Source organism: Streptomyces sp. NPDC055243, from assembly GCF_044544025.1.
Taxonomy (GTDB): domain Bacteria; phylum Actinomycetota; class Actinomycetes; order Streptomycetales; family Streptomycetaceae; genus Streptomyces.
Window position 1 is genome coordinate 108,831 of sequence record NZ_JBITWR010000017.1, and the last position, 21,319, is coordinate 130,149.

At 72.9% G+C, this 21,319-nt stretch carries 22 protein-coding genes; 13 read left to right on the forward strand and 9 right to left on the reverse strand.

From position 1 onward, the window contains the following. The first annotated feature begins 47 nt into the window (after positions 1-47). Positions 48-839 carry a fused MFS/spermidine synthase gene (locus tag ACIGXX_RS36005; protein ID WP_351170087.1) on the forward strand — a complete coding sequence of 264 codons (792 nt, stop codon included), beginning with the start codon at positions 48-50 and terminating at the stop codon, positions 837-839. Here ACIGXX_RS36005 and ACIGXX_RS36010 read toward each other — a convergent pair. The 4 genes from ACIGXX_RS36010 to ACIGXX_RS36025 form a co-directional block, all read right to left on the reverse strand. After that, the gene (locus ACIGXX_RS36010) at positions 801-2,165 is read right to left on the reverse strand and encodes an MFS transporter (protein WP_383825784.1); all 1,365 of its coding nucleotides are present in this window, start codon (positions 2,163-2,165) and stop codon (positions 801-803) included. The two genes, ACIGXX_RS36005 and ACIGXX_RS36010, sit on opposite strands and share 39 nt — an antisense overlap. A gap of 71 nt (positions 2,166-2,236) precedes the next feature. After that, positions 2,237-3,286, reverse strand: coding sequence for a DUF1720 domain-containing protein (locus ACIGXX_RS36015; RefSeq protein WP_351169893.1), 1,050 nt, complete (start codon positions 3,284-3,286; stop codon positions 2,237-2,239). A gap of 99 nt (positions 3,287-3,385) precedes the next feature. Further along, positions 3,386-4,444, reverse strand: coding sequence for a hypothetical protein (locus ACIGXX_RS36020; protein WP_361469283.1), 1,059 nt, complete (start codon positions 4,442-4,444; stop codon positions 3,386-3,388). Positions 4,445-4,518: 74 nt separating this feature from the next. Further along, entirely contained in the window at positions 4,519-5,466 is a 948-nt protein-coding gene (locus tag ACIGXX_RS36025; RefSeq protein WP_399982168.1) for a hypothetical protein, read from the reverse strand. An 81-nt stretch (positions 5,467-5,547) separates the two neighbouring features. Here ACIGXX_RS36025 and ACIGXX_RS36030 point away from each other — a divergent pair, with 81 nt between their 5' ends. The 3 genes from ACIGXX_RS36030 (at position 5,548) to ACIGXX_RS36040 (ending at position 8,660) form a co-directional block, all read left to right on the forward strand. Then, positions 5,548-6,000 carry a DUF4442 domain-containing protein gene (locus ACIGXX_RS36030; protein WP_351169884.1) on the forward strand — a complete coding sequence of 151 codons (453 nt, stop codon included), beginning with the start codon at positions 5,548-5,550 and terminating at the stop codon, positions 5,998-6,000. Between the two features lie 247 nt (positions 6,001-6,247). Beyond that, on the forward strand, positions 6,248-7,897 hold the full coding sequence (locus ACIGXX_RS36035) for a carboxylesterase/lipase family protein (RefSeq protein WP_399982171.1): 1,650 nt from the start codon (positions 6,248-6,250) through the stop codon (positions 7,895-7,897). A gap of 82 nt (positions 7,898-7,979) precedes the next feature. After that, positions 7,980-8,660 (forward strand): DedA family protein, encoded by a 681-nt coding sequence (locus ACIGXX_RS36040; RefSeq protein ID WP_351169878.1) that lies wholly within the window; start codon positions 7,980-7,982, stop codon positions 8,658-8,660. 2 nt (positions 8,661-8,662) lie between these two features. On the opposite strand, the gene ACIGXX_RS36045 is transcribed toward ACIGXX_RS36040, so the two are convergent. Beyond that, positions 8,663-9,193, reverse strand: coding sequence for a gamma carbonic anhydrase family protein (locus ACIGXX_RS36045; RefSeq protein ID WP_351169875.1), 531 nt, complete (start codon positions 9,191-9,193; stop codon positions 8,663-8,665). A 132-nt stretch (positions 9,194-9,325) separates the two neighbouring features. On the opposite strand from ACIGXX_RS36045, the gene ACIGXX_RS36050 reads away from it, so the two are divergent. After that, a complete protein-coding gene (locus ACIGXX_RS36050) occupies positions 9,326-10,063 on the forward strand; it encodes an acyltransferase (protein WP_351169872.1) in 738 nt (245 codons plus the stop codon). A gap of 73 nt (positions 10,064-10,136) precedes the next feature. Here ACIGXX_RS36050 and ACIGXX_RS36055 read toward each other — a convergent pair whose 3' ends face one another. Further along, positions 10,137-11,000, reverse strand: a complete 864-nt coding sequence (locus tag ACIGXX_RS36055; RefSeq protein WP_399982177.1) for an EamA family transporter — start codon at positions 10,998-11,000, stop codon at positions 10,137-10,139. A 94-nt stretch (positions 11,001-11,094) separates the two neighbouring features. On the opposite strand from ACIGXX_RS36055, the gene ACIGXX_RS36060 reads away from it, so the two are divergent. Continuing rightward, a complete protein-coding gene (locus ACIGXX_RS36060) occupies positions 11,095-11,679 on the forward strand; it encodes an XRE family transcriptional regulator (RefSeq protein WP_351169866.1) in 585 nt (194 codons plus the stop codon). A 28-nt stretch (positions 11,680-11,707) separates the two neighbouring features. After that, the gene (locus tag ACIGXX_RS36065) at positions 11,708-12,265 is read left to right on the forward strand and encodes a YbaK/EbsC family protein (RefSeq protein WP_399982181.1); all 558 of its coding nucleotides are present in this window, start codon (positions 11,708-11,710) and stop codon (positions 12,263-12,265) included. Between the two features lie 32 nt (positions 12,266-12,297). Here ACIGXX_RS36065 and ACIGXX_RS36070 read toward each other — a convergent pair whose 3' ends face one another. The 3 genes from ACIGXX_RS36070 to ACIGXX_RS36080 all read right to left on the reverse strand — a co-directional run bounded on the left by ACIGXX_RS36070 (position 12,298) and on the right by ACIGXX_RS36080 (position 15,976). Continuing rightward, entirely contained in the window at positions 12,298-13,515 is a 1,218-nt protein-coding gene (locus ACIGXX_RS36070; RefSeq protein ID WP_399982184.1) for a CaiB/BaiF CoA transferase family protein, read from the reverse strand. 126 nt (positions 13,516-13,641) lie between these two features. Next, positions 13,642-15,228 (reverse strand): sensor histidine kinase, encoded by a 1,587-nt coding sequence (locus ACIGXX_RS36075; RefSeq protein ID WP_399982188.1) that lies wholly within the window; start codon positions 15,226-15,228, stop codon positions 13,642-13,644. Positions 15,229-15,319: 91 nt separating this feature from the next. Next, positions 15,320-15,976 carry a response regulator gene (locus tag ACIGXX_RS36080; protein WP_399982191.1) on the reverse strand — a complete coding sequence of 219 codons (657 nt, stop codon included), beginning with the start codon at positions 15,974-15,976 and terminating at the stop codon, positions 15,320-15,322. Positions 15,977-16,037: 61 nt separating this feature from the next. Between ACIGXX_RS36080 and ACIGXX_RS36085 the strand changes: the two genes are divergently transcribed. The 6 genes from ACIGXX_RS36085 to ACIGXX_RS36110 all read left to right on the forward strand — a co-directional run bounded on the left by ACIGXX_RS36085 (position 16,038) and on the right by ACIGXX_RS36110 (position 21,295). Beyond that, positions 16,038-16,295, forward strand: a complete 258-nt coding sequence (locus ACIGXX_RS36085) for a hypothetical protein (protein ID WP_351169851.1) — start codon at positions 16,038-16,040, stop codon at positions 16,293-16,295. A gap of 72 nt (positions 16,296-16,367) precedes the next feature. Next, positions 16,368-17,183, forward strand: coding sequence for a GNAT family N-acetyltransferase (locus ACIGXX_RS36090; RefSeq protein WP_399982194.1), 816 nt, complete (start codon positions 16,368-16,370; stop codon positions 17,181-17,183). Beyond that, complete coding sequence (locus tag ACIGXX_RS36095; RefSeq protein ID WP_383825756.1) at positions 17,180-17,986, forward strand: lysophospholipid acyltransferase family protein; 807 nt, start codon at positions 17,180-17,182, stop codon at positions 17,984-17,986. Before ACIGXX_RS36090 ends, ACIGXX_RS36095 begins: the two co-directional genes overlap by 4 nt. Before the next feature lie 213 nt (positions 17,987-18,199). Beyond that, positions 18,200-18,406 (forward strand): hypothetical protein, encoded by a 207-nt coding sequence (locus ACIGXX_RS36100; RefSeq protein ID WP_351169842.1) that lies wholly within the window; start codon positions 18,200-18,202, stop codon positions 18,404-18,406. After that, positions 18,369-20,744 (forward strand): heavy metal translocating P-type ATPase, encoded by a 2,376-nt coding sequence (locus ACIGXX_RS36105; protein WP_399982199.1) that lies wholly within the window; start codon positions 18,369-18,371, stop codon positions 20,742-20,744. The genes ACIGXX_RS36100 and ACIGXX_RS36105 overlap by 38 nt, the downstream gene beginning before the upstream one ends. Further along, entirely contained in the window at positions 20,741-21,295 is a 555-nt protein-coding gene (locus ACIGXX_RS36110) for a copper chaperone PCu(A)C (protein WP_399982202.1), read from the forward strand. Before ACIGXX_RS36105 ends, ACIGXX_RS36110 begins: the two co-directional genes overlap by 4 nt. The last annotated feature ends 24 nt before the right edge of the window (positions 21,296-21,319 follow it).

Below are 21,319 nucleotides of genomic sequence, written 5' to 3' on the forward strand. Positions count from 1 at the left end.
AGGCCAGGGCCGTCATCAAGGACGTGGACCACGGCACCGCCAAGCTGATGCCGGACGTGGACCGTCCCCGCGCCTGGCTGCTCACGGTCGACGGGGCGCCTCAGTCGTACGTCGACCTGGACGCGCCCACCCATCTGGAGTTCGAGTACGCGCAGCGGCTCGCCCATGTCCTGGACACCGCCGACGATCCCGACCGCCCGCTGGACGTGATCCACCTCGGCGGCGGCGCGCTCACCCTGCCCCGCTATGTCGCCGCCACGCGGCCCGGCTCGCGCCAGGACGTCGTCGAGGCGGACCGGGGGCTGCTCGAACTGGTCACCGAGAAGCTGCCGTTGCCCGCGGACTCCGGGATCACCGTGCACGGCGCGGACGCCCGGCAGTGGCTGGAGGAGGCGGCGCCCGACAGCACCGACGTCCTGGTCGCCGACGTCTTCGGCGGCTCGCGGGTGCCCGCCCGTTTCACGTCGATCGCCTACGCGCGCGCCGCGGAACGGGTCCTGCGCGCGGGCGGCCTCTATGCGGCGAACCTCGCCGACGGGGCGCCGTTCGGCTTCCTGCGCTCCCAGCTCGCCACCTTCGCCGAGGTCTTCGGGCAGGTCGCGCTGATCGCCGAGCCGACCGTGCTGCGCGGCCGCCGCTTCGGCAACGCGGTGCTCGTCGCCTCACACGAGGCGATCGAGATCGAGGCCCTGGCCCGGCGCACGGCGGGCGACGTCTTCCCGGCCCGCGTCGAGCACGGGGCGGCGCTTCGCCGGTTCATCGGTGACGCGAAGCCGGTGCGGGACGAGGACGCGGTCGCGTCACCCGAGCCGCCCGACGGGGCCTTCAGCATCGGCTGAGGGGTCGACGGGGAGCTCGGCCGGGAGCTCGACCGGCGGTTCGATCAAGGGCTTGACCGGGGGAGCGCCGACGGGAGCGGCCGCCTTGGCGATCTCCTTCGACGCCGTGCGCCGCGTCAGATTGCGTACGTCGGGGACGAAGAGCACCAGCGCCGTCACCACGACCACCAGCGCCGCGCACCCCCACAGCGAGGCCGAGCGCCCGAAGGCCAGCTCCGCCGGACCCGCGAGCGCCGTGGCGAGCGGGACCATCGCGACCGAGCCGAACCAGTCGTACGCCGCGACGCGCGACAGCTTCTCCTCGGGGATCTCCTGATGCATCGCCGTCATCCAGGAGACGCCGAACACCTCGATCGCCACGCCGCTGACGAACATCACCGCCGCCAGACCCCACACCGGCAGCGGCACCGCGAGCGCCGCCGACGGCGCGGCGAGCGGGAAGACGCAGAGGGTGCCCGCGAGCAGCAGGCGCCGCGGCTTCCACCGCATCATCAGGAACGCGCCGCCGACCGTGCCCGCGCCGAACGCGCCGAGCGCAAGGCCCCAGGGCCCGGCGCCGCCCAGTTCGTCCCGGGCGACCAGGGGCCCGAAGACCGCCTCGGCCGCGCCGACCACCGCCACCACCACGGAGAACTGCGCGACGATCGCCCACAGCCAGGGCCGGCCGATGAACTCCTGCCAGCCCTCGCGCAGATCGGAGAGGAGTCCGCCGCCCGGTGCGCGCACCGGGATGTGGCTCACGTCGAGGAACGACCGCAAGGATCCGGCCACCGCGAACGCCACCGCGTCCACCGCGAGCACCCAGCCGGGCCCGATCGCGGCGACCATCAGACCGCCCAGCGCGGCGCCGCCCAGGCCCGCTCCCTGCATCGCCATGCGGTACAGCGCGAAGGCGCGGCCCGCCTGTTCGCCGCTGACGGTCGACATCAGCATGCCTTCGGCGGCCGGTCCGAAGAACGCCTGTCCGGTGCCGCCGAGCGCGGTGAGCAGCATCATCGACCACAGCGGGGGCGTGCCGGAGATGACGAGCACCGCGAAGGCCGCCTGCGAAAGGCAGTTGAGCGCGTTGGCGGCGACCATCACGTGGTGGCGCGGCAGCCGGTCGGCGACGGCGCCGCCGATGAGCAGGAACAGCACGAGCGGCAGCGTGCGGGCCGCCGCCACCAGACCGACGTCCCCGCCGTCGCCGCCGGAGTCGAGCACGGCGAACGCCGCCGCGATCAGGGCTCCGTGGCTGCCCAGATTGGTCACGATCGCGGCGGCGGTCAGCAGGCTGTAGTTGCGCCCGGCCCAGGCGGGGCGGCGCTCGGCGGCGGGTGTGGTCACCAGGGGACTATCGCCGCCGGGACACCGACTTGCCAAACCGATTCTGTACGGGGCAGGACCCCGTCAGCGGCTCAGGACTCCTCGCCCGCGCCGTTCAGCCGCACGGTGGCAAGGATCTTCTTCACCGTCGCGTCGGGAACCTCGTCCTTCACGCCCTTGGCCCCGTACAGCGACCAGGCGACGTACTCGCCCTCGCTGTTCTTGAAGGCGAACGTGGTGGCCTTGCCCTCGGAGTCGCACTTGGCGGACGTGGCGGCGCCGGACGTCGTCGACGTCGCGAGGCTGCCCTTGATGCCGGACTTGGTGGTGTAGGGCTCCACCTTGCTGATCTTGATCTTCTTCTTGTCCGCCTTGGTCTGCTCCGTGTAGCCGCCGTAGACCCACCAGGCGGAGTCGTTGCGCGCGACGTCCTCGGTGTTCTTGGCGCCGTTCTGCCCCTTCGTGCCGACCGCGGCGAGGGAGGTGTCGTCCGACTGACCGTCCTTGTCGTCGTCGGACGTGCACCACTTCTCTTTGAGGACCGCGGGCGCGGACATGATGATGATGGACTTCGCGCCCTCGTCCTTGCGGTCGTCGAAGCCGATCAAGGTGTCCGGGCTCGACACCTCCCAGTCGGCGGGGACGTCGAAGGCGGTGCCCCACTTGGGGTTCACCACGACCTTCCAGCCGGGGATCGTCGGCTTGGCGCCGCCGCCCGTGCCGCGCTCGGTGCCGCCCTCTTCGGTCGGGGTCGGCTTCGGGGACGCGGACTTGACGGGCTTCTTCCCCGGCTTGTCGTTGGCCTCGTCGTCCTTGTCACCACCGAGGACGAGGAAGCCCGTGACGCCCGCGGCCACCACGACGGCGAGCGCCGCGACGATCGCGGTGATCTTCGTCTTGTTTCCGTCACCGCCCTGACCGCCGCCCGGCTGGGGCGGCATGGGCGGTGGCGTGGGCGCCGCCCACTGCGGCTGCTCCGGCTGCGAGTAGGCACCCGAGTGAGGCTGCTGCTGAAAGCCCGGCTGCTGGTATCCCGGCTGCTGGTACGGGTTCGGCTGCTGGTACCCCGGCTGCTGGTACGGGTTGGGATTCTGGTCCTGCGGGTTCTGCTCGCCCCCGGGCGGCTGCTGTCCTGGCCACATGGGCAGTAACCATAGAGGGGCTTGTGGCCTGATGTCATCGCTGGCCCCGCCGGGAGCTCGGCACATCGGGTCACAAGCCCCGCGGGTGCACGAAACGACTCAGGATTCCGTCGGGTCGCCGTGCAGCCGCACCGTATTGAGGATCTTCATGACCGTCGCCTCCGGGATCTCCTCCTCGACGCCCTTGGCGCCGTAGAGATTCCAGGCGACGTACTCGCCCTCGGAGTTCTTGAAGCCGAAGGTGATCGCCTTGCCGTCCGAGGCGCACTTGCCCGTCTGCGGCGTGTTCGTCGAATGGGCCCGCGCGAGGCTCCCCTTGATGCCGGTCTTCGTGGTGAACGGCTTCGCCTTCTTGTCGAAGGAGAGGCTCTTCTTGTCCGGCTGCGTGTACCCGCCGAAGACCCACCAGGGCACCTGGTTCACCGCGACCTCATCGGTGTTCTTCGCGCCGTTCGCGCCCTTGGTGCCGACGGCCCCGAGGGCGGTGTCCTCCTTCGTGCCGTCCTTGTCCTCGTCGGACGAGCACCATTTGGACTTGTAGTACGCGGGCGCCGACATGGTGATGAGCGGCTTGCTCCCGGCGTCCTCGCTCGCGTCGTCGAAGGCGATGGCCGAGTCCGGGGACTGCACCTCCCAGTCGGCGGGGACGTCGAAGGCCGTGCCCCACTTGGGGTTCACCACGACCTGCCAGCCCTTGACCACGGGCTTCGGGCCGTTGTCCGTGCCTCGCTCGTCCTCACCGCCGCCGGTGGCCGGATCGGAGCCCGGCTTCTTGGACGCGGACCCGGCGGGCTTCTTCGCCGCCTTGCCGTCGGCCTCGTCGTCCTTGTCGCCGCCGAGCACCAGGAAGCCGGTGACCCCGGCGGCCACCACGACCGCCGTCGCGGCGACGATCGCGACCAGCTTGGTCCTGCCGCCGTTGCCGCCGCCCCCGCCGGGCTGCTGCGTCCATCCCCCCGGCGCCGTCGGCACGCTCCACTGACCCTGGGGCTGCCCCGGCTGCCCCGGCTGTCCCGTTCCCTGCTGATAGGGATTGGGCTGCTGGTATCCCGGCTGCTGATAGGGGTTCGGCTGCTGGTACCCCGGCTGCTGGTACGGGTTGGGATTCTGGTCCTGCGGGTTCTGCTCGCCCCCGGGCGGCTGCTGTCCTGGCCACATGGCGGGAAACGATACGGGGTGTTGCAGCGGACACGTCACGACCGCCCGCGAGGGGCCGTTCGGGCCGTGGAGGGCTACTTGATCTCGCGCACCGTGCCGAGGATCTTCTTGACCGTCGCGTCCGGGACCTCGTCACTCACGCCCGCGGCGCCGTGGAAGGACCACGAGGCGAACGCGCCATCGGAGTCCTTGAACGCGAACACCGTGGCCTTGCCGTCCGTGTCGCACTTGCCCTCCTTCTTCGCGCCGGAGGACGAGGCGGTCACCACACTGCCCTTGAGGCCCGATGCGGTGGTGTAGGGCTCGGCGGCCCCGGTCCTGATGTTCTTCTTGTCGGGCTGGGTGAAGGCGCCGTAGATCCACAGGCGGGCGTCCTTGCTCGCCGCCTCGTCGGTGCTCCTGGCGCCCTTGTTGCCCTTGCTGCCCGCGGCGGCGAGAGGGGTGTAGTCCTTGGTGCCGTCCCGGTCCTCGTCGGCCCCGCACCACTTCTCCTTGAGGTACGCCGGTGCGGAGATGGCGACGATGGGCTTCTCGTCGAGGTCGTCGGCCTCCGAGACCCAGCTCACCCAGTCCGTGGACTTCAGGACCCACCCCGCGGGCACGTCGAAGGCGATCCCGCGTGCGGGGTTCACGACGGTCTGCCAGCCCGCGATCGTCGGCTTCGGATTGCCGCCGTTGCCACGGGCGTCGGCGTCGGCGTCGTCGGAGCCCGTCGGACTCGGGGCGGCGGACGAGGACTTCGCGGGGTCCGGCTTCGCGTCGTCGTCCTTGTCGCCGCCCAGGACCAGGAAGCCGGTGACCCCGGCGGCCACCACGACCGCGGCCGCGGCAACGACGGCGATGACCTTGGTCCTGCTGCCGCCGCCCCCGCCGTTGCCCCCCTGGCCGCCCTGCGGAACCTGAGGTGCGCCGCCCGGAACGGTGGGCGCGTTCCACGGCGCCGGCTGTTGGTACCCCGGCTGCTGGTACGGATTCGGCTGCTGGTTCGGCCCGCCCCCGGGCTGCTGCTCTCCTGGCCACATGCGCAGCAACGATAGGCGACGGCGATCTACGCCTTTCGGACTCCTGGCCAAAGAACGCTACTCGTGGGTAACATCACGGTCATGAGCGCTGACCAGATGTCGATAGGCGAGATGCTCGCCGCCACCGTGCCGATGGCCCGGACGCTGAACCTCGAGTTCCGCGAGACCACGCCCGAGAAGGCCGTGGTCGCCCTGCCCGACCAGGCCGACTACCACAACCACGTCGGCGGGCCGCACGCCGGAGCCATGTTCACGCTGGGCGAGTCGGCGAGCGGCGCGATCGTGCTCGCCGCGTTCGGGGACCAGCTCTCGCGGGCCGTGCCGCTGGCCGTCCGCGCCGACATCGCGTACAAGAAGCTCGCCATGGGGCCGGTGACCGCCACCGCGACCCTGGGCCGCCCGGTCGCCGAGGTCGTCGCCGAGCTGGACGCGGGTCAGCGGCCCGAGTTCCCGGTGGCGATCGCGATCCAGCGCGAGGACGGCGCCGTGACCGGCGAGATGACCGTCGTGTGGACGCTGCGTCCCAATAACTGAGTCGCGTGCGGGCGTTCGCTTCCGTACGTTCGTTGAACACAGCGGCGTCGCGTCGGCCGGGCCACGGGGGTCCCGACCGGTGCGGCGCCGTTTTTCCGTGACCTCGCCCGACCTCGTCCCGCCGTTTCGGGCGGTGTTCTGTTCAACTCATTGACACGAGTCAACAACGGTCATAGTTTTCCGCCGCCAGTGGGTCGACGTCATCCAGGGGAGCCGCCGCATGAGCCGCAGTTGCCGTATGAGTCGTATGAGCCGTCTAAGAGGTGCGGGGCGCACCACCTCCGCCCTCGTCGTCATGGCCGCCGCCGCGGCCCTGCTCGCCCCGCACCCCGCGCAGGCCGCCCCGGAGGATGCGCCCAGGGCGGGCGGCAAGGGCACGCTCGTCCGCACGGACGCGGGCTGGCTGCGCGGAGAATCCACCGCCGAGGGGCGCCAGTTCCTCGGCATCCCCTACGCGCGGCAGCCCGTCGGCGACCTGCGCTGGAAGGAGCCGCGGCCCGTCAAGTCCTGGCAGGGCGTGCGCGGTGCGACCGCCTTCGGCAACCGCTGCGTACAGACCGCCAGTTGGGACCCCGGATACGAGAACCCCAGCCACACCGAGGACTGCCTCGACCTCAACGTCTACGCGCCCGAGGGGCGACAGAACAAGCAGCGGCCCGTCCTGGTCTGGTTCCACGGCGGCGGGCTCACCGCGGGCGCGGGGGAGGACGTCGTGCCCGACGTCTTCGCCCGGCGCACCGGCAGCGTGGTCGTGACCGTCAACTATCGCCTCGGCGCGATGGGTTTCCTCGCCGGGAAGGGCCTCGACGCCGAGGCGTCCGACCGGGTCTCGGGCAACTACGGCATGCTCGACCAACAGGCCGCCCTGCGCTGGGTGCGCGCCAACATCGGCTCGTTCGGCGGCGACCGGCAGCGCGTCACCATCGCGGGTGAGTCCGCGGGCGGCCGCTCCGTCTGCACCCAGCTCGCCTCGCCCACCGCCAAGGGCCTCTACCGCGCGGGCATCGTGCAGAGCGGCGCCTACGGAGACTGCGCCGCCCGCGAGCGCGAGGAGGCGCTCACGCAGGGCGCCGCGTTCGCGAAGAAGGCGGGCTGCCCCGAACCGGCGACCGCCCTCGCCTGTCTGCGCGAGAAGTCCGCAAAGGAGATCCTCGCGGCACAGGCCGGGTTCGACTGGGGCCCGGTGGCCGGCGGCGACTTCCTGCCGGTCCAGCCCGAGGAGGCGTACGAGAACGGCAGCGCCTCACGCGTGCCGGTCCTGAACGGCGCGAACAGCGACGAAGGGCGCCTCTTCGCCTACGGCCAGTTCGACGGACAGGGCAAGCCGCTCACCGAGGCGCAGTACCCGGGCGCGCTCACCCGGACGTACGGCGCCGAGCTGGGCGCCGAGCTCCTCGAGCGCTATCCGGTGTCCGGGCACGCCTCGCCCACCCACGCGTACGCGGCCACCCAGGGCGACAAGATGTTCGCCTGCACGGCGCTGCGCATGGACAGGACACTCGCGGGCCGCGGCCCCGTTTATGCCTATGAGTTCGCCGACCGCACCTCGCCGCCCTTCGCCTCGATCCGCGAGGCGGGCAGGACGTTCGACTTCGGGGCGACCCACGTCAACGAAGTGCAGTACCTCTTCAAGCACTTCGGGCTCCCGACGCCGCTCGACGCGGAACAGCGGGCACTGGCCCGGCAGATGGTCCAGTACTGGGGCTCCTTCATCCACGGCGGCGCGCCGCGCGCCGAGGGCCAGCCCACCGCCCCCGACCAGCGGACCCGGCCCGGTCAGGTGCTCTCGCTGCGCACCGCGTCCGCCGGGGGGAACGAGCTGAGCGCCACTGTGGCCCGGGAGCACCTCTGTGACCTCTGGGACCGCGCGGACTCCGCCCCGGCCGACGCCGGGTGAGCGGGTAGGCTGCCCGGCGTGCGCGATCTTGGGGGGAACGCGCACGCCGGGTACAAGCACACCAGCACAGGAGGAACCGGCCTTGCACGTCCAGGAATGGCTGGAGACCGTACCGGCCGTCAGTATCTACGCGCTGGTGGGCGTGGTCATCGGTCTGGAGAGCCTGGGCATCCCGCTGCCGGGCGAGATCGTCCTCGTCTCCGCCGCGCTGCTCTCCTCGCAGCACGGCGAGCTCGACCCCGTCGTCCTGGGGATCTGCGCCACCGCGGGCGCCATCATCGGCGACTCGATCGGGTACGCGATCGGACGCAAGGGCGGCCGGCCACTCCTGGCCTGGCTGGAACGGAAGTTCCCCAAGCACTTCAGCGCCGCGAACGTCGGCAGCGCCGAGCGGTCGTTCCAGAAGTGGGGCATGTGGGCGGTCTTCTTCGGCCGCTTCGTCGCCCTGCTGCGGATCTTCGCGGGACCCCTGGCCGGCGTGCTGCGCATGCCGTACTGGAAGTTCCTCGTCGCCAACGTCCTGGGCGGCATCGTCTGGGCGGGCGGCACGACCGCCGTCATCTACTACATCGGTGTCGTCGCCGAGGACTGGCTCAAGCGGTTCTCGTACTTCGGCCTGGCCATCGCCGTGCTGATCGGCGTCGGCTCCATGCTGTTCGTCAAGCGCCGCGCCAAGAAGTCGGCGGCTGCGCACTCCGGGGCGGAGGCCGACAGCGGTGCGCGGACGGCGGCCGAGCCGGTTCCCGTCCCGGCCGCCGACTGACGTCACTTGGCGTGGGCGTCCCGGTGGGCCTTGGCCAGCTCGACGTACATCGTGCCGTTGAGCGTGATGCCCGCGCGCTCCTCGTCGGTGAGGGGCCTGCGCACCTTGGCCGGGACGCCCGCGACGAGCGACCCGGGCGGCACGACCATCCCCTGCGGCACCAGCGCCTGCGCCGCGACCAGTGAACCGGCGCCGATCACCGCGCCGTTGAGGACCGTCGCTCCCATGCCGATCAGGCAGTCGTCCTCGACGGTGCAGCCGTGCAGGACGGCGTTGTGGCCGACCGAGACCCGCTCGCCGATGGACATCGGGAAGCCCAGGTCGACGTGGAGGCTGCAGTTGTCCTGGATGTTGCTGTCGGCGCCCACGACGATCGGCCCGCCGTCCGCGCGCAGCACCGCCCCGTACCAGGCGCTCGCGCCGGCGTGCAGCGTCACCTCGCCGATGATCACCGAGGTGGGCGCGGTGAAGGCGTCCTGATCGATCTTCGGGTCCTTGCCGCCGATCCCGGTGATGAGTGCCTCGTGGCTCATCGGATTCTCCATTCGTACGTGTCTCGCGCCTGGCGGAACCGTACGGGACGGCGGCGGGTGCGCCGCCCTGTGGGGTGAAGATCACAGGGGTCCGGGCTCACCGGGGCGCGCGGGGCTGAGTAACGTGAGCGCGTGCCGAAGAACAGGAACACGTTCTCATCCGCGGTCGCCGACTGGCGGCGCCGCGCGACCCAGCGCGCCGTCCACGCGGGCTGGGCGTGGGTGCAGCGGACGGGGGCCGTCACCGCACAGCGCCCCGGGCGGCTGCGGTTCGGCGCGCTCGGCGACAACACGAAGCTGGCTTTCCCGCAGGGGACCGTCTTCGGTGAGCCGTGGATCCGCATCGGCGATCACTGCATCATCGGCGAACAGGTCACCCTCACCGCCGGGATGATGCCCGACCTGGACCTGGGCCCCGACCCGATCCTGCGCATCGGCAACGGGGTCGTGCTCGGCCGCGGCAGCCACGTCATCGCCGACACGACGGTGACGATCGGCGACGACTGCTACTTCGGGCCCACGGTGTACGTGACGTCCACGAACCACTCGTACGACGATCCCCACACGCCCATCGGCAAGCAGTGGCCACGGATGGAGCCGGTCGAGATCGGGCCCGGCTGCTGGATCGGTACGAACGCGGTGATCCTGCCCGGCGCGAAGATCGGCCGCAATGTGGTGGTCGCGGCGGGCGCCGTCGTGCGGGGCTCCGTGCCCGACCACGCCGTGGTGGCCGGGGCGCCCGCCCGTGTCGTGCGTACCTGGGACCCCGATGCGGGGTGGCAGCCGCCGTTGCGGACGCCCGCGCCCGTGCCTATTCCTGACGGGGTCACGCCGGAACAGTTGCTTGCCCTGGGGGAGTTGGAAGGATAGTCGCGGGTCTTTTCGTCTGCGGGTGCGTGCGGGCTTGTCGCGCAGTTCCCCGCGCCCCTAAAGGGGCGTCCGTCTAGCTGGCCAGCAGGACCGTGCCCACCAAGGCCAGGCCCGCTCCCGCCGCCTGCACCCCTCGCAGCCGTTCCTTCAATACCGCCCGTGCCGCGAGTGCCGTGATCACCGGGTACGTCGAGGAGAGCACCGCGGCCAGCGTCACCGGGCCGTTCTGGGCCGCCATCGAGTACGTGCCGTTGGCCGCCACGTCCGCCAGGCCGACGAAGGCCAGTGCCGGGAGCGCCGCCCAGATCAGGCCCATGCCCGTGCCCTCGGGGAGTGCGACGCCGCCCCGCTTCACGGAGACGAACAGCGCGGCTCCGCCCGCTGCCACGTTCGTCACGCGCTGCACGAACAGGGCGAGGAACAGACCGGTGAGGTTGCTCGACGCCTCGGAGATGAGGGCGAGCACCGCGCCGAAGCCGAAGGCCGCGAGCAGGGTGAGCAGCACCGCCTGGCGCTGCACGGGGGCGCCGCGCAGCTCGGGGCCGCCCGCGAGCACGATGCCCACGATGGCGACGGTGAGCCCGGCGAACTGCGGGATTCCGGGCCGCTCGCCCATGAAGAGGCCCACGCCCACCGGAACGACGACGCCCACGGAGGCCAGCGGCGAGACGACGCTCATCGGGCCGATGGCCAGGGCCTTGTAGAAGGCGAGCATCGCCACCGGGCCGAGGAGACCCGCGGCCACCGCGAACCACAGTTGGGGTCCCCACTCCGTCCAACCACCCGTCGCGACCACGATCGCGCCGAGGACGATGACGGCGATGGTCTGCGAGGCGACGACGACGGTGAGTGCGGGGATGCGTCGGGTCAGCAGCCCGCCGCCGAAGTCGGCCAGCCCGTACATCAGGCTGGTGGCCAAGGCGAACAGTGCTGTCATCGGAGATCCTCGCAGTACAGTGTGGTGAACCTTTAGGTGCACCACACCGTAGTTCACTATCCTTAACTATGTCATCCAAAATATTGGACGGAATGTGTCGGACCTCGACCAGCTGACTCAGTCGCTCGCGCGCAATCTCAAGCGCTGGCGCTCCGAGCGGGGCTTCACGCTCGACGCGCTCGCGGCCCGCGCGGGCGTGAGCCGCGGCATGATCATCCAGATCGAGCAGGCCAGGACCAACCCCAGCGTCGGCATCACGGTGAAGCTCGCCGACGCCTTGGGCGTCAGCATCACCACGCTCCTCGACTACGAGCAGGGCTCGCACGTCCGGCTTGTGCCGCCGGAGCAGGCGGTGCGGATGTGGTCCACGGAGGCGGGCAGCAGCACGACGCTGCTGGTCGGAACCGAGGCGCGGGGGCCCTTCGAGCTGTGGGCGTGGAAGCTGATGCCCGGCGACGGCAGCGACTCCGACGCGCACCCGCCGGGGACCATGGAGCTGCTGCATGTCGCGGCGGGCGAACTGACGCTCCTGGTCGACGGCGTGGAGCACCTCGTGCCCGCCGGGTCGGCCGCGTCGTTCGAGGCGAACGTGCCGCACGGCTATCACAACAAGGGCGACGAGCCGGTCGAGATGACCATGTCGGTGTCCGTGCCGCCGGCGCACGCCTCCTCGTACTGAGCGCTGGCGCGCCTGTTAGCGTGCGGCCATGCGTGCACCCATGGGAGATTTCGACGACGCCCGCCCCGCGCCCGAGGCCCTGGACCTCCTGGTCGCACCCGTCGCCGACGCCGTGCGCGGCTGGAGCGGGACCGTCCCCGCCGATGAGGTTCTCCACGTCGACACCGACCCCCGGTGGGCCGACACCGTCACCTTCGTGGAGCACTACGGCCAGGACATCCTGGAGCAGTCCGCGAACTGCGTCGTCGTCGCGGGCAAGCGCGGCGGCGAGGCATCGCTCGCCGCGTGCCTGGTCCTGTCCACGACCCGCGTCGACGTGAACGGCGTCGTGCGCCGCCGACTCGGCGCCCGCAAGGCCTCGTTCGCGCCGATGGACACGGCGACCGGCGAGACCGGCATGGAGTACGGCGGCATCACCCCGATCGGCCTGCCCGCCCACTGGCCGCTGCTCGTGGACGCCGCCGTCGTCGACCTGCCGTACGTCCTGATCGGCAGCGGCCGCCGCCGGGGCAAGCTCATCGTGCCGGGCAAGGCGTTCGCCGAACTGCCGAACGCGGTGGTGCTCGAAGGGCTCGGCGTCGCCTGACGCGGGGGCCTTGACCAGGCATCACACGCCGCTCACCGGCAGACGCCCTCCGCCCGCAGCCGGGCGATGTCGTCCGGGCCGCGCCCCAGCTCCCCGAGGATCCGCTCGGTGTGCTCCCCCGCGGCCGGCACCGGATCCATGCGCGGGTCCACGCCGCTCAGGTTCGCGGGCGGCACCAGCGCCTGCACCGGAGTCGAGCCGCCCGGGATCGCGACCTCCCGCCAGCGGTCGCGCTCGGTGAGCGCGGGGTGGTCCAGGAACTCGGCGACCGAATTGACGCCCGCGTTGGCGATGTTGGCGCGGTCGAGCAGCTCCATGGCCTCCTCGCTGCCGAGTTCGGCGAAGCGCGCGGAGATGATCGCGTCCAGCTCGTCGCGGTGCGCGACGCGGTCGGAACCGGTGGCGAACCGCGGGTCGGCGGTCAACTCGGGCCGCCCGATGACCTGTTCGCACAGGGCGGCCCACTCGGGCTCGTTCTGCACGGACAGCAGGACGTCCTTGCCGTCGGACGCGGTGAACGGGCCGTAGGGCGCGACCGTCGCGTGCCGGGCGCCGACGCGCGGCGGCTGTGTGCCGCCGTAGCGCGTGTAGTAGGCGGGCTGGCTCATCCACTCGGCGAGCGCGTCGAACAGGGAGACCTCGACGGCCGGTGCGCGCCCGGTGGTCGCCCGGGTGAAGAGCGAGGTGAGGATGCCGCTGTAGGCGTACATCCCGCCCGCGATGTCCGCGACGGAGATGCCGGCCCGCACCGCCTCGTCGGGCGTGCCGGTCAGCGAGAGCAGCCCGGTCTGGCACTGCACGAGCAGGTCGTACGCCTTACGGTCCGCCCAGGAGCCGCTGGTGCCGTACCCGCTGACGGTGCAGGGGATCAACGACGGGTAGCGGGCCTGGAGTTCGTCCGCGCCGAGACCGAGGCGGTCGGCCGCGCCGGGGGCGAGGTTCTGCACGAACACGTCGGCGCCCGCGAGGAGTTCGTGCAGGATCTCCCTGCCCTCCTCGGACTTGAGGTCCAGGGTGAGGGACTCCTTGGAGCGGTTGAGCCAGACGAAGTAGCTGGCCTGGCCGTGCACCGTGGTGTCGTAGCGCCGGGCGAAGTCGCCGCCGACGGGGCGCTCGACCTTGATCACACGGGCACCGAGGTCGGCCAGCTGGCGGGTGGCGAAGGGAGCGGCGACCGCCTGCTCCAGGCTGACGACGGTGATGCCCGCCAGGGGGAGCTGACCGGCCGGTTCGTGGTGCGTCGTCGCCATGACTGCCTCTCGTTCGCGGGTGCTGCTGCCTGAGTCTGTACGGTCACACGGGGCGTGGGGCGGGCGGGTCGCGGGGGGTTGCGGGCCGTTGTGGGTGGGGCGAGCTGGGCTGCGGCCGGGGCCCGCTCAATCGCCCTCACCCTCGCCCTCCCCCTCTCCCTCCCCCTCGTTCTTGTCCCCGCCCTCTCCCACCACCGACTTGGACACGAGCCGTCCGTCGGCGAAGCAGAGGCGGTAGCCGTCGGACGACATCAACCCCGTGCTGTAGTACGCGCAGTCCTGGCCGCGCGGTGTCGCGGGCGCGCCGTCCGGCGGGCCGTCCCTGGTGAACCGCGGCAGCCGGGATTCGACCGCGCCGCGCGGCTCCCCGGCCGTCAGGCCCGCGTACACGTCCCGGTCGAGCACCGACAGGGAGGAGCTGACGAGGCTGACGGGGATCATGAGAAGGAGGATTCCGGCCAGGACCGCGAGCGGGGCCACGACCGCCTGGAGGAGCCGCCGCCTGATCCGGCGCCTGGCCAGCTCCAACTCGCGGGCGGAGGTGGTCGGCCGGGGCGGTCCGGCGGTGCGCGGGGCGGCGCCCGCCGCGGGCAGCTCGGCGGTGACCGCGAAGCCGCCGTCGTCCGTGGGCTCCGCGCGCAGCGTGCCGCCCGCGAGGCGTACCCGCTCGTCGAGGCCGACCAGGCCGCTGCCGCCCGACGCCACCCCGGGCAGGCGCCCCGCGGGGGCCGGGTCGCTCTCCACCGTCAGGCGCAGCGCGTCGCCGTCCCGCGCGATGCGCACCCGCACCGCCGCGCCGGGCGCGTGCTTGGCGGCGTTCGTCAGGGACTCCTGGAGTACGCGGTGGACGGCGAGGCCGACCATCGGCGGCGGGTCCTCCGTGGCCCCCGAGCGTTCGAGCGTGACGTCGACCCCGGAGGCCCGCGCACGCTCGACCACGGCCTCCGCGCTCTCCTCCGAGGGCGCCCGCGGCGGGACTTCGTCGTCGGCCCGCAGCACGCCGATGATCTCCCGCAGCCGCTCGGTCGCCGCCCCCGCCGCCTCGCGCAGCTCGCCGACGGCCGCCTGCTGGCGGGCGTCCAGGGTGGGATCGACCTCCAGGGCGCCCGCCTGGACCGCGATGAGCGTCAGGTCGTGGCCCAGCGAGTCGTGCATGTCGCCCGCGATCCTGGCCCGTTCGCGGATGCGGGTGCGGTCCGCGACGGCCTGCTGCTCGTGCTCCATGCGCTCGGCGAGCCGCCAGCCGGTGGCCATCAGGTCGGCGTACTGGCGGCGGTAGCGGCCGAGCAGCCAGGGCAGCACCACGGCGATCAGCAGCGTCAGGAGCATCGAGGGCCAGCCCCACAGGTCGCTCGACACGACCGCGCACAGCACCAGCCCGGCCGCGGCGACTGCCCCGCAGAACCACAGTGCGGGACGCACCGCGACCGTACGGCTGCCCGCGAGATACCCGAAGAGGGCCAGCGCCGCCCAGTACACCGGCGTCAGCATCTCCGGGTCCGTCATCAGACTCAGCGCGACCGGCACGGCGAGCGCGGCGAGCGGCCGGCACCTGCTGAACGCCACGGCGCCCCCGAGCAGCGGGACGGCCAGGGCCGCCACGACCGCGTCACGTCCGTCGAGACGCAGGGCGGCCGAGACCGGCGGCGCGCACACCACGAGCCACAGACCGATGTCGAAGAGCCGGGGAAGCCAGCCGTTTGCGCCGCGCATCCGCCAAGCATCGCCGATCACCCCCGGCCGGCGCGCCCCCCGACGAAGGCAGGGGATCGCCACGCGGCATCAACTGCCGGTCGCCCGCCGCTCACTCCCCGCCGACGAGCCCCGCCTCGTACGCCAGGATCGCGGCCTGCACCCGGTTCTTGAAGCCAAGGCGGGCCAGGACCTGGCTGACGTACGCCTTCACCGTGCCCTCGACGACGTGCAGCCGCCCGGCGATCTCCGCGTTCGACAGCCCGGCACCGACCAGCGCCAGCACCTCGCGCTCGCGCGCCGTCAGCTCTTCGATCCGGGCCCGCGCGGCGGCCTGCTTGCCGAACTGCCCGGTGCCGAGGTGGGAGATGACCAGCCGCGCGATCGACGGCGAGAGATACGCGCCGCCATCGGCGATGGCCCGGACACCGCTGATCAGCTCGCGCGGGTTGCCGGACTTGAGGACGAAACCGGCCGCGCCCGAGTCGAGCGCGGCGGCGATGTACTCGTCCTCGGAGAACGTGGTGAGCATCGCCACCGCCGTCCCGGGCGCGGCCTTGTGCAGCTCGGCCGCCGCCCGGAGGCCGTCGAGCCGGGGCATCCGGATGTCGAGGAGGCAGACGTCCGGGCGGTGCCTGAGCGCGAGGTCGACCGCCTCGCGCCCGTCGGCCGCCTCGGCGACGACCTCGATGTCCTCGGCGCTGCCGAGGATCGCCCGCACTCCGGCCCGGATCAACGTCTCGTCGTCGGCGAGAAGCACTCGGATCATGCGAGCACGCTACCGGGCCGCTCGGGACCTGGTGTCTGCCGTCGCAGTTCACCTGATGCTCATGAGTGTCCTGACCGTCGGCCTCGCGGCCATCGTGCGCAGTTCAGCCGGGACCATCACCGTGCTGTTCGTGCCGCTGCTCATCGTGCCGCCGATCCTCCCCTCGACTCCCCTCGACTTCCTCACGAACCTGGCGCGGTTCCCGCCCCGGGCGGCGGGCACGCAGTCCCTCACCGGCGACGCGGATCTCTACGGTCCCGCCACCGGGCTGCTGCTCCGCGTGGCCGGACAGCCGCCTCCCCGACCCTGGCCACGGTGATCCTCGGGCGCCGCGACGCCTGAGCCTTCTCCGCCGACGACCTGCCCTCCCCGAACGGAGCCCGGATCTGTCATGCCCTCGACATCCGCTGCATCGGCATCCGCCGCCTCGAAGCCCACCGCTCGCACCGCCCCCACCGCCCCCACCACGCCCGCCGCCCCCGCCGTCCCCAGCGCGTACGTCACCTCCATCGCCGACTCCGAGGAGCAGATCCGGGCCGCGCAGCGCCTGCGGTACCGCGTCTTCGGCGAGGAGATGGGAGCCACGCTCCACACCCCCCTGCCCGGCCACGACGTGGACGACTACGACGACCTCGTGGACCACCTGATCGTCACCGACACCACCACCGGCGATGTCGTGGGCACCTACCGCCTGCTGCCTCCCGGGCGGGCCGAGCGGTCCTACTCCGACAGCGAGTTCGACCTGCGCGCCCTGGAGGAGCTGCGCTCCTCCACGATCGAGGCGGGCCGCTCCTGCGTGCACCCCGACCACCGCTCCGGCGCGGTGATCAACCTGATGTGGTCGGCGCTCGCCCGCTACGTCCTGCTCTCCGGCCACCGCTACCTGGCCGGCTGCGCCTCCGTGCCGCTGTCCGACGGCGGCAAGGCCGCGTCCAGCGCCTGGCTGCTCGGCACGTCCAAGCACGCGTCGCCGCCCGAGCTGCGGGTGCAGCCCAGGCGCCCCTGGGTGCCCACCGCGCCGACCGTGGAGCGGCCGGCCTACGCCGACCTGCCGCCGCTCCTGCGGGGCTACCTGCGGCTCGGCGCGTGGATGTGCGGGGCGCCCGCGCACGACCCCGAGTTCGACGTCGCCGACTTCTTCGTCCTGCTCGACATGGACCGGTTCGGCGACCGCTACCGCCGCTACTTCCTGGGGGAGACGCCATGAGCCCCGCGGCAGCCACGGCCGCGCTCTGCACCCCGGCCTGCGTCACCCGCTCGGCGTCGCGCGTCCCGCCGCCCGAACTGGCCCGCCGGTACGCCGCGTTGTCGTACGAGATCGGCCTGGGCGTGGCCCAGGGCGCGCGGCTCGCCGAGCCCCACGCGCTGCGGGCGCGGGCCCGGGGAATCCTGGGCGCGCTGGGCGTGCGCCTCGACGCGGGGCCGGAGAGGCTGACGGTGGACCGTGCCGGTCGTTCTCCCGGGACCCTGATCGTCGCCAACCACATCTCCTGGCTCGACGTCGTCAGCCTGCTCGCCGTCGAGCCGGTGACGGTCCTCGCCAAGCGGGAGGTGGGCCAGTGGCCGGTGATCGGCGCGCTCGCCCGGCGGGCGGGGTCCCGGTTCATCGACCGTGACGGCCTGCGCCAACTGCCCCATGTGGTGGCCGACCTGGCGTCGACCCTGCGCTCGGGCCGCTCCGTCCTCGTCTTCCCGCAGGCGACGACCTGGTGTTCCGTGTCCGGCGGCCGGTTCCGCCGGGCCACCTTCCAGGCGGCGGCCGACGCGGGGGCTCCCGTGCGGCCGGTGACCATCCGCTACTACCAGCACGGCGCCCGCAGCACCACGGCCGCCTTCCTGGGCGACGAGACCTTCGGGGCCTCGCTGCACCGCGTCGCCGGTGCCCGGGGACTGGCCGTGCGGGTCACCGCGCACGCCCCGCTGCACGGCTCGGACCGCCGGGAGCTGGCCGCCGAGGCCCAGGCGGCCGTCGGCGCCGATGAGATGCCCGCCCACGGTGGGGTGTCGTAGGCCTCAGGAGCCCCCGAGCGTCCTCACCGGCGTCACCTCACGCACATGCACCACGGCGTCGAACCAGTCCGCGAGGGAGCCGCCGGACAGATGGTGGTCCGCGTCCTCGTTATGTGCGGCACGGGAACTGGAGCCCCTCCGCGGCCGACTCCTGAACAGGCGCGGACGTGACGGTTCCGCGCTGTCTCGTTCACGAGTGTCAGGAGAGCGGCGATGAGCGATCGCCCCCAATTGCCCCTGCTCTGCGGTTTCCTCGCGCTGCTCGCGGTGATCTTCGCGGTGTCGTACGCCGTGGGCACGGCCGTCGGACCGGTCGCACCCGGGATGCAGCGGACCGAGACCGAGACCGGGACCGGGACGGACACGGAGAGGGGGCAGGGCGATGGCGGCGGCGGGTCGCACGGAAGCGGCGGTCACTGACGTCGTCACCGATCTGACCGTGGGCGGGATGACCTGCGGCGCCTGTGTGGGACGCGTCGAGAAGCGGCTCGGCAGGCTGGACGGCGTGAGCGCGGTGGTGAACCTGGCCACCGGGCGGGCCCGCGTGACCCATCCGGCCGCCGTCGCCCTCGGTGAACTCGTCGCGGCGGTCGAACGGGCGGGCTGTACGGCGGAACCCGTCCGGCAGCCGGAGCCGCTCCCCGAGCGGGACAGTGGGCCGACGGACCCCGAGCCCGTGCCGGAGTCCACGAACCCCGAGTCCACGAACCCCGAGTCCACGAACCCCGAGCCCACGAACCCCGAGTCCGCGAACCCGGAGCCCGCGCGCGATGACCGCGTACGAGGCGACCGTGACCGCGACCGCCTCCTGATCGTCGCCCTGCTCGCGGTCCCCGTGCTCGTCCTCTCGATGGTGCCCGCCCTGCAGTTCCGCAACTGGCAGTGGCTGTGCTTCATGCTGGCCGCGCCGGTCGCCGCCTGGGGCGCCTGGCCGTTCCACGCCCGCGCGCTGCGCGGACTGCGGTACTCCGCCGCGACCATGGACACGCTCGTCTCGCTCGGCGTGGCCGCCTCGTTCGCCTGGTCCTCGTACGCCCTCTTCCTCGGCGGTGCGGGCGACCCCGGCATGCGGATGCCGTTCAGCCTGCTGCCGTCCACGGCGGACGGGGCCGCGCACATCTATCTGGAAGCGGTGGTCGGCGTACCGCTGTTCGTCCTGGCGGGGCGGTACCTGGAGGCGCGGGCCCGGCACGGGACGGGGGCGGCGCTGCGTTCGCCGGCATCCCTGACCGTCAAGGACGTCGAGGTCAGGGACGGTGACACGGAACGGCGCATCCCGCTCGCGCACCTCCGCGCGGGCCAGAGCTTCGTCGTGCGGCCGGGGGAGCGCGTCGCCACCGACGGCGTGGTGCGGGAGGGCGGTTCGGCCCTGGACCTCTCGCTGATCACGGGGGAGAGCGAGCCCGTCGAGGTCGGCCCCGACGACGCGGTGACCGGTGGCGCCGTCAACGTCGGCGGGCTGCTCCTGGTGCGGGCCACGGCAGTCGGCGCCGACACCCGGCTCGCCCGCATCACCCGACTGGTCACCGAGGCCCAGGCCGGCAAGGCGCGCGCCCAGCGGCTCGCGGACACGGTGGCGGGCGGATTCGTGCCGGTGGTGCTCGCGCTGGCCGTCACGGTGCTCGGCTTCTGGCTCGGCGCGGGAGCCGCCCCGCAGTCCGCCGTGACGGCGTGCGTGGCGATCCTGGTCGTGGCCTGCCCCTGCGCGCTCGGCCTCGCGACCCCCACCGCCCTGCTCGCCGCCACGGGCCGGGGCGCCCGGCTAGGCGTCCTGGTCGGCGGACCGCGGGCTCTGGAGACCCTGCGGCACATCGACGCCGTCGTGCTCGACAAGACCGGCACGCTCACCTCGGGGCGGATGAGCGTCGTCCGGGTCACCGTGACGGCGGGCGGCATCGCACGGGAGGAGGTGCTGCGGCTCGCCGGTGCGGTGGAGCGGGGCGCGGAACATCCGCTGGGCCGGGCGGTCGTCGCCTACGCGGAACGCCCGCTGCCGCAGGTGACCGAGTTCCGTGCCACGCCGGGCAGCGGGGTGAGCGGCCGCGTCGAGGGCCGTTCCGTCGAAGTCGGCGCCCCCGAGGGCGAGTTGCCCGACGACCTGGCTCATGCGCTGGCCGCCGCCGAAGCCGCCGCGCACACCCCGGTCGTGGTCCGTGTGGACGGCGTGGCCCAGGCCCTGATCGCGATCGGCGACGTCGTACGCCCCGGAAGCTACCGAGCCGTCGACCGGCTGCGCCGCCTCGGCGTGCGCCCGGTGCTCGCCACGGGAGACCGCGAGCCGACGGCCCGCGCGGTCGCCGCGGAGCTGGGCATCACCGAGGTCCACGCGCGCTGTACGCCCGAGGGAAAGGCAGACCTGGTGAGGGAGTTGAGGGGCCAGGGCCACCGTGTCGCGGTCATCGGGGACGGCGTGAACGACGCGGCGGCCCTCGCGGGCGCGGACCTCGGCATCGCCATGGGCGACGGAACCGACGCGGCCATCGGGGCCGCCGACGTCACGCTCGTACGCGGCGACATCGAGACCGTCGCGGACGCGGTCCTGCTGGCCCGCCGCACCCTGCGCACGATCCGGACGAACCTCGTCTGGGCCTTCGGCTACAACGCGGTCACCGTGCCCCTGGCGGCCGTCGGCCTGCTCAACCCCATGGTGGCGGCCGCCGCGATGTCGGTCAGCTCGCTCCTGGTGGTGGGCAACAGCCTGCGGCTGCGCACCTGGCGGCCGGGTCCGGTGCGCGGCAGGACGGCCGGTGTGCGATGAGCAAGGACTTCCGGTCGGCGGCACGCGGCCTCCGCGGCCCGCTGCTCGCCGCGCTCGCGCCCGTCACGGCGTGTGCCGTCGCGCTCGGCGGCCTGACCGCGTGGGTGGGCGCGGGCGGTGCGGGCAGGCCCGCGCGGATCGAGGTGGCGGCGGGGCGGGTCTTCCTGCCGTACGGGGACACGCAGGACACCTCGGCCTACTTCCGCATCACCAACAGGGGCGGCTCGGCGGACCGGTTGACCGGCGTCACCTCGGACTCCCCGGCCGCCGACCAGGCCATGCTGGGCCGCCACCGGACCACGGGCGGCCGGGCGGCGTACATGAGCGGCACGGGATCGGCCGAGGTCCCGGCGCACGGCACCCTGGCGATGTCGCCGCTCGGCGTGGACGTGATGCTGCGGGCCCGCGGCCGGTGGCAGGTGGGCGACACGGTGCCGTTCACGCTGCACTTCCGGGACGGCGGCAGCGTCCGGGCCGAGGCGGTCGTGGTCCGGCCGGGCGCGGAATCCGTCCGGGGCGGGAACCGGACGGGCCCGCCGTCCGACTCCTGAGACGTGTCGCTGTCATGACCAACA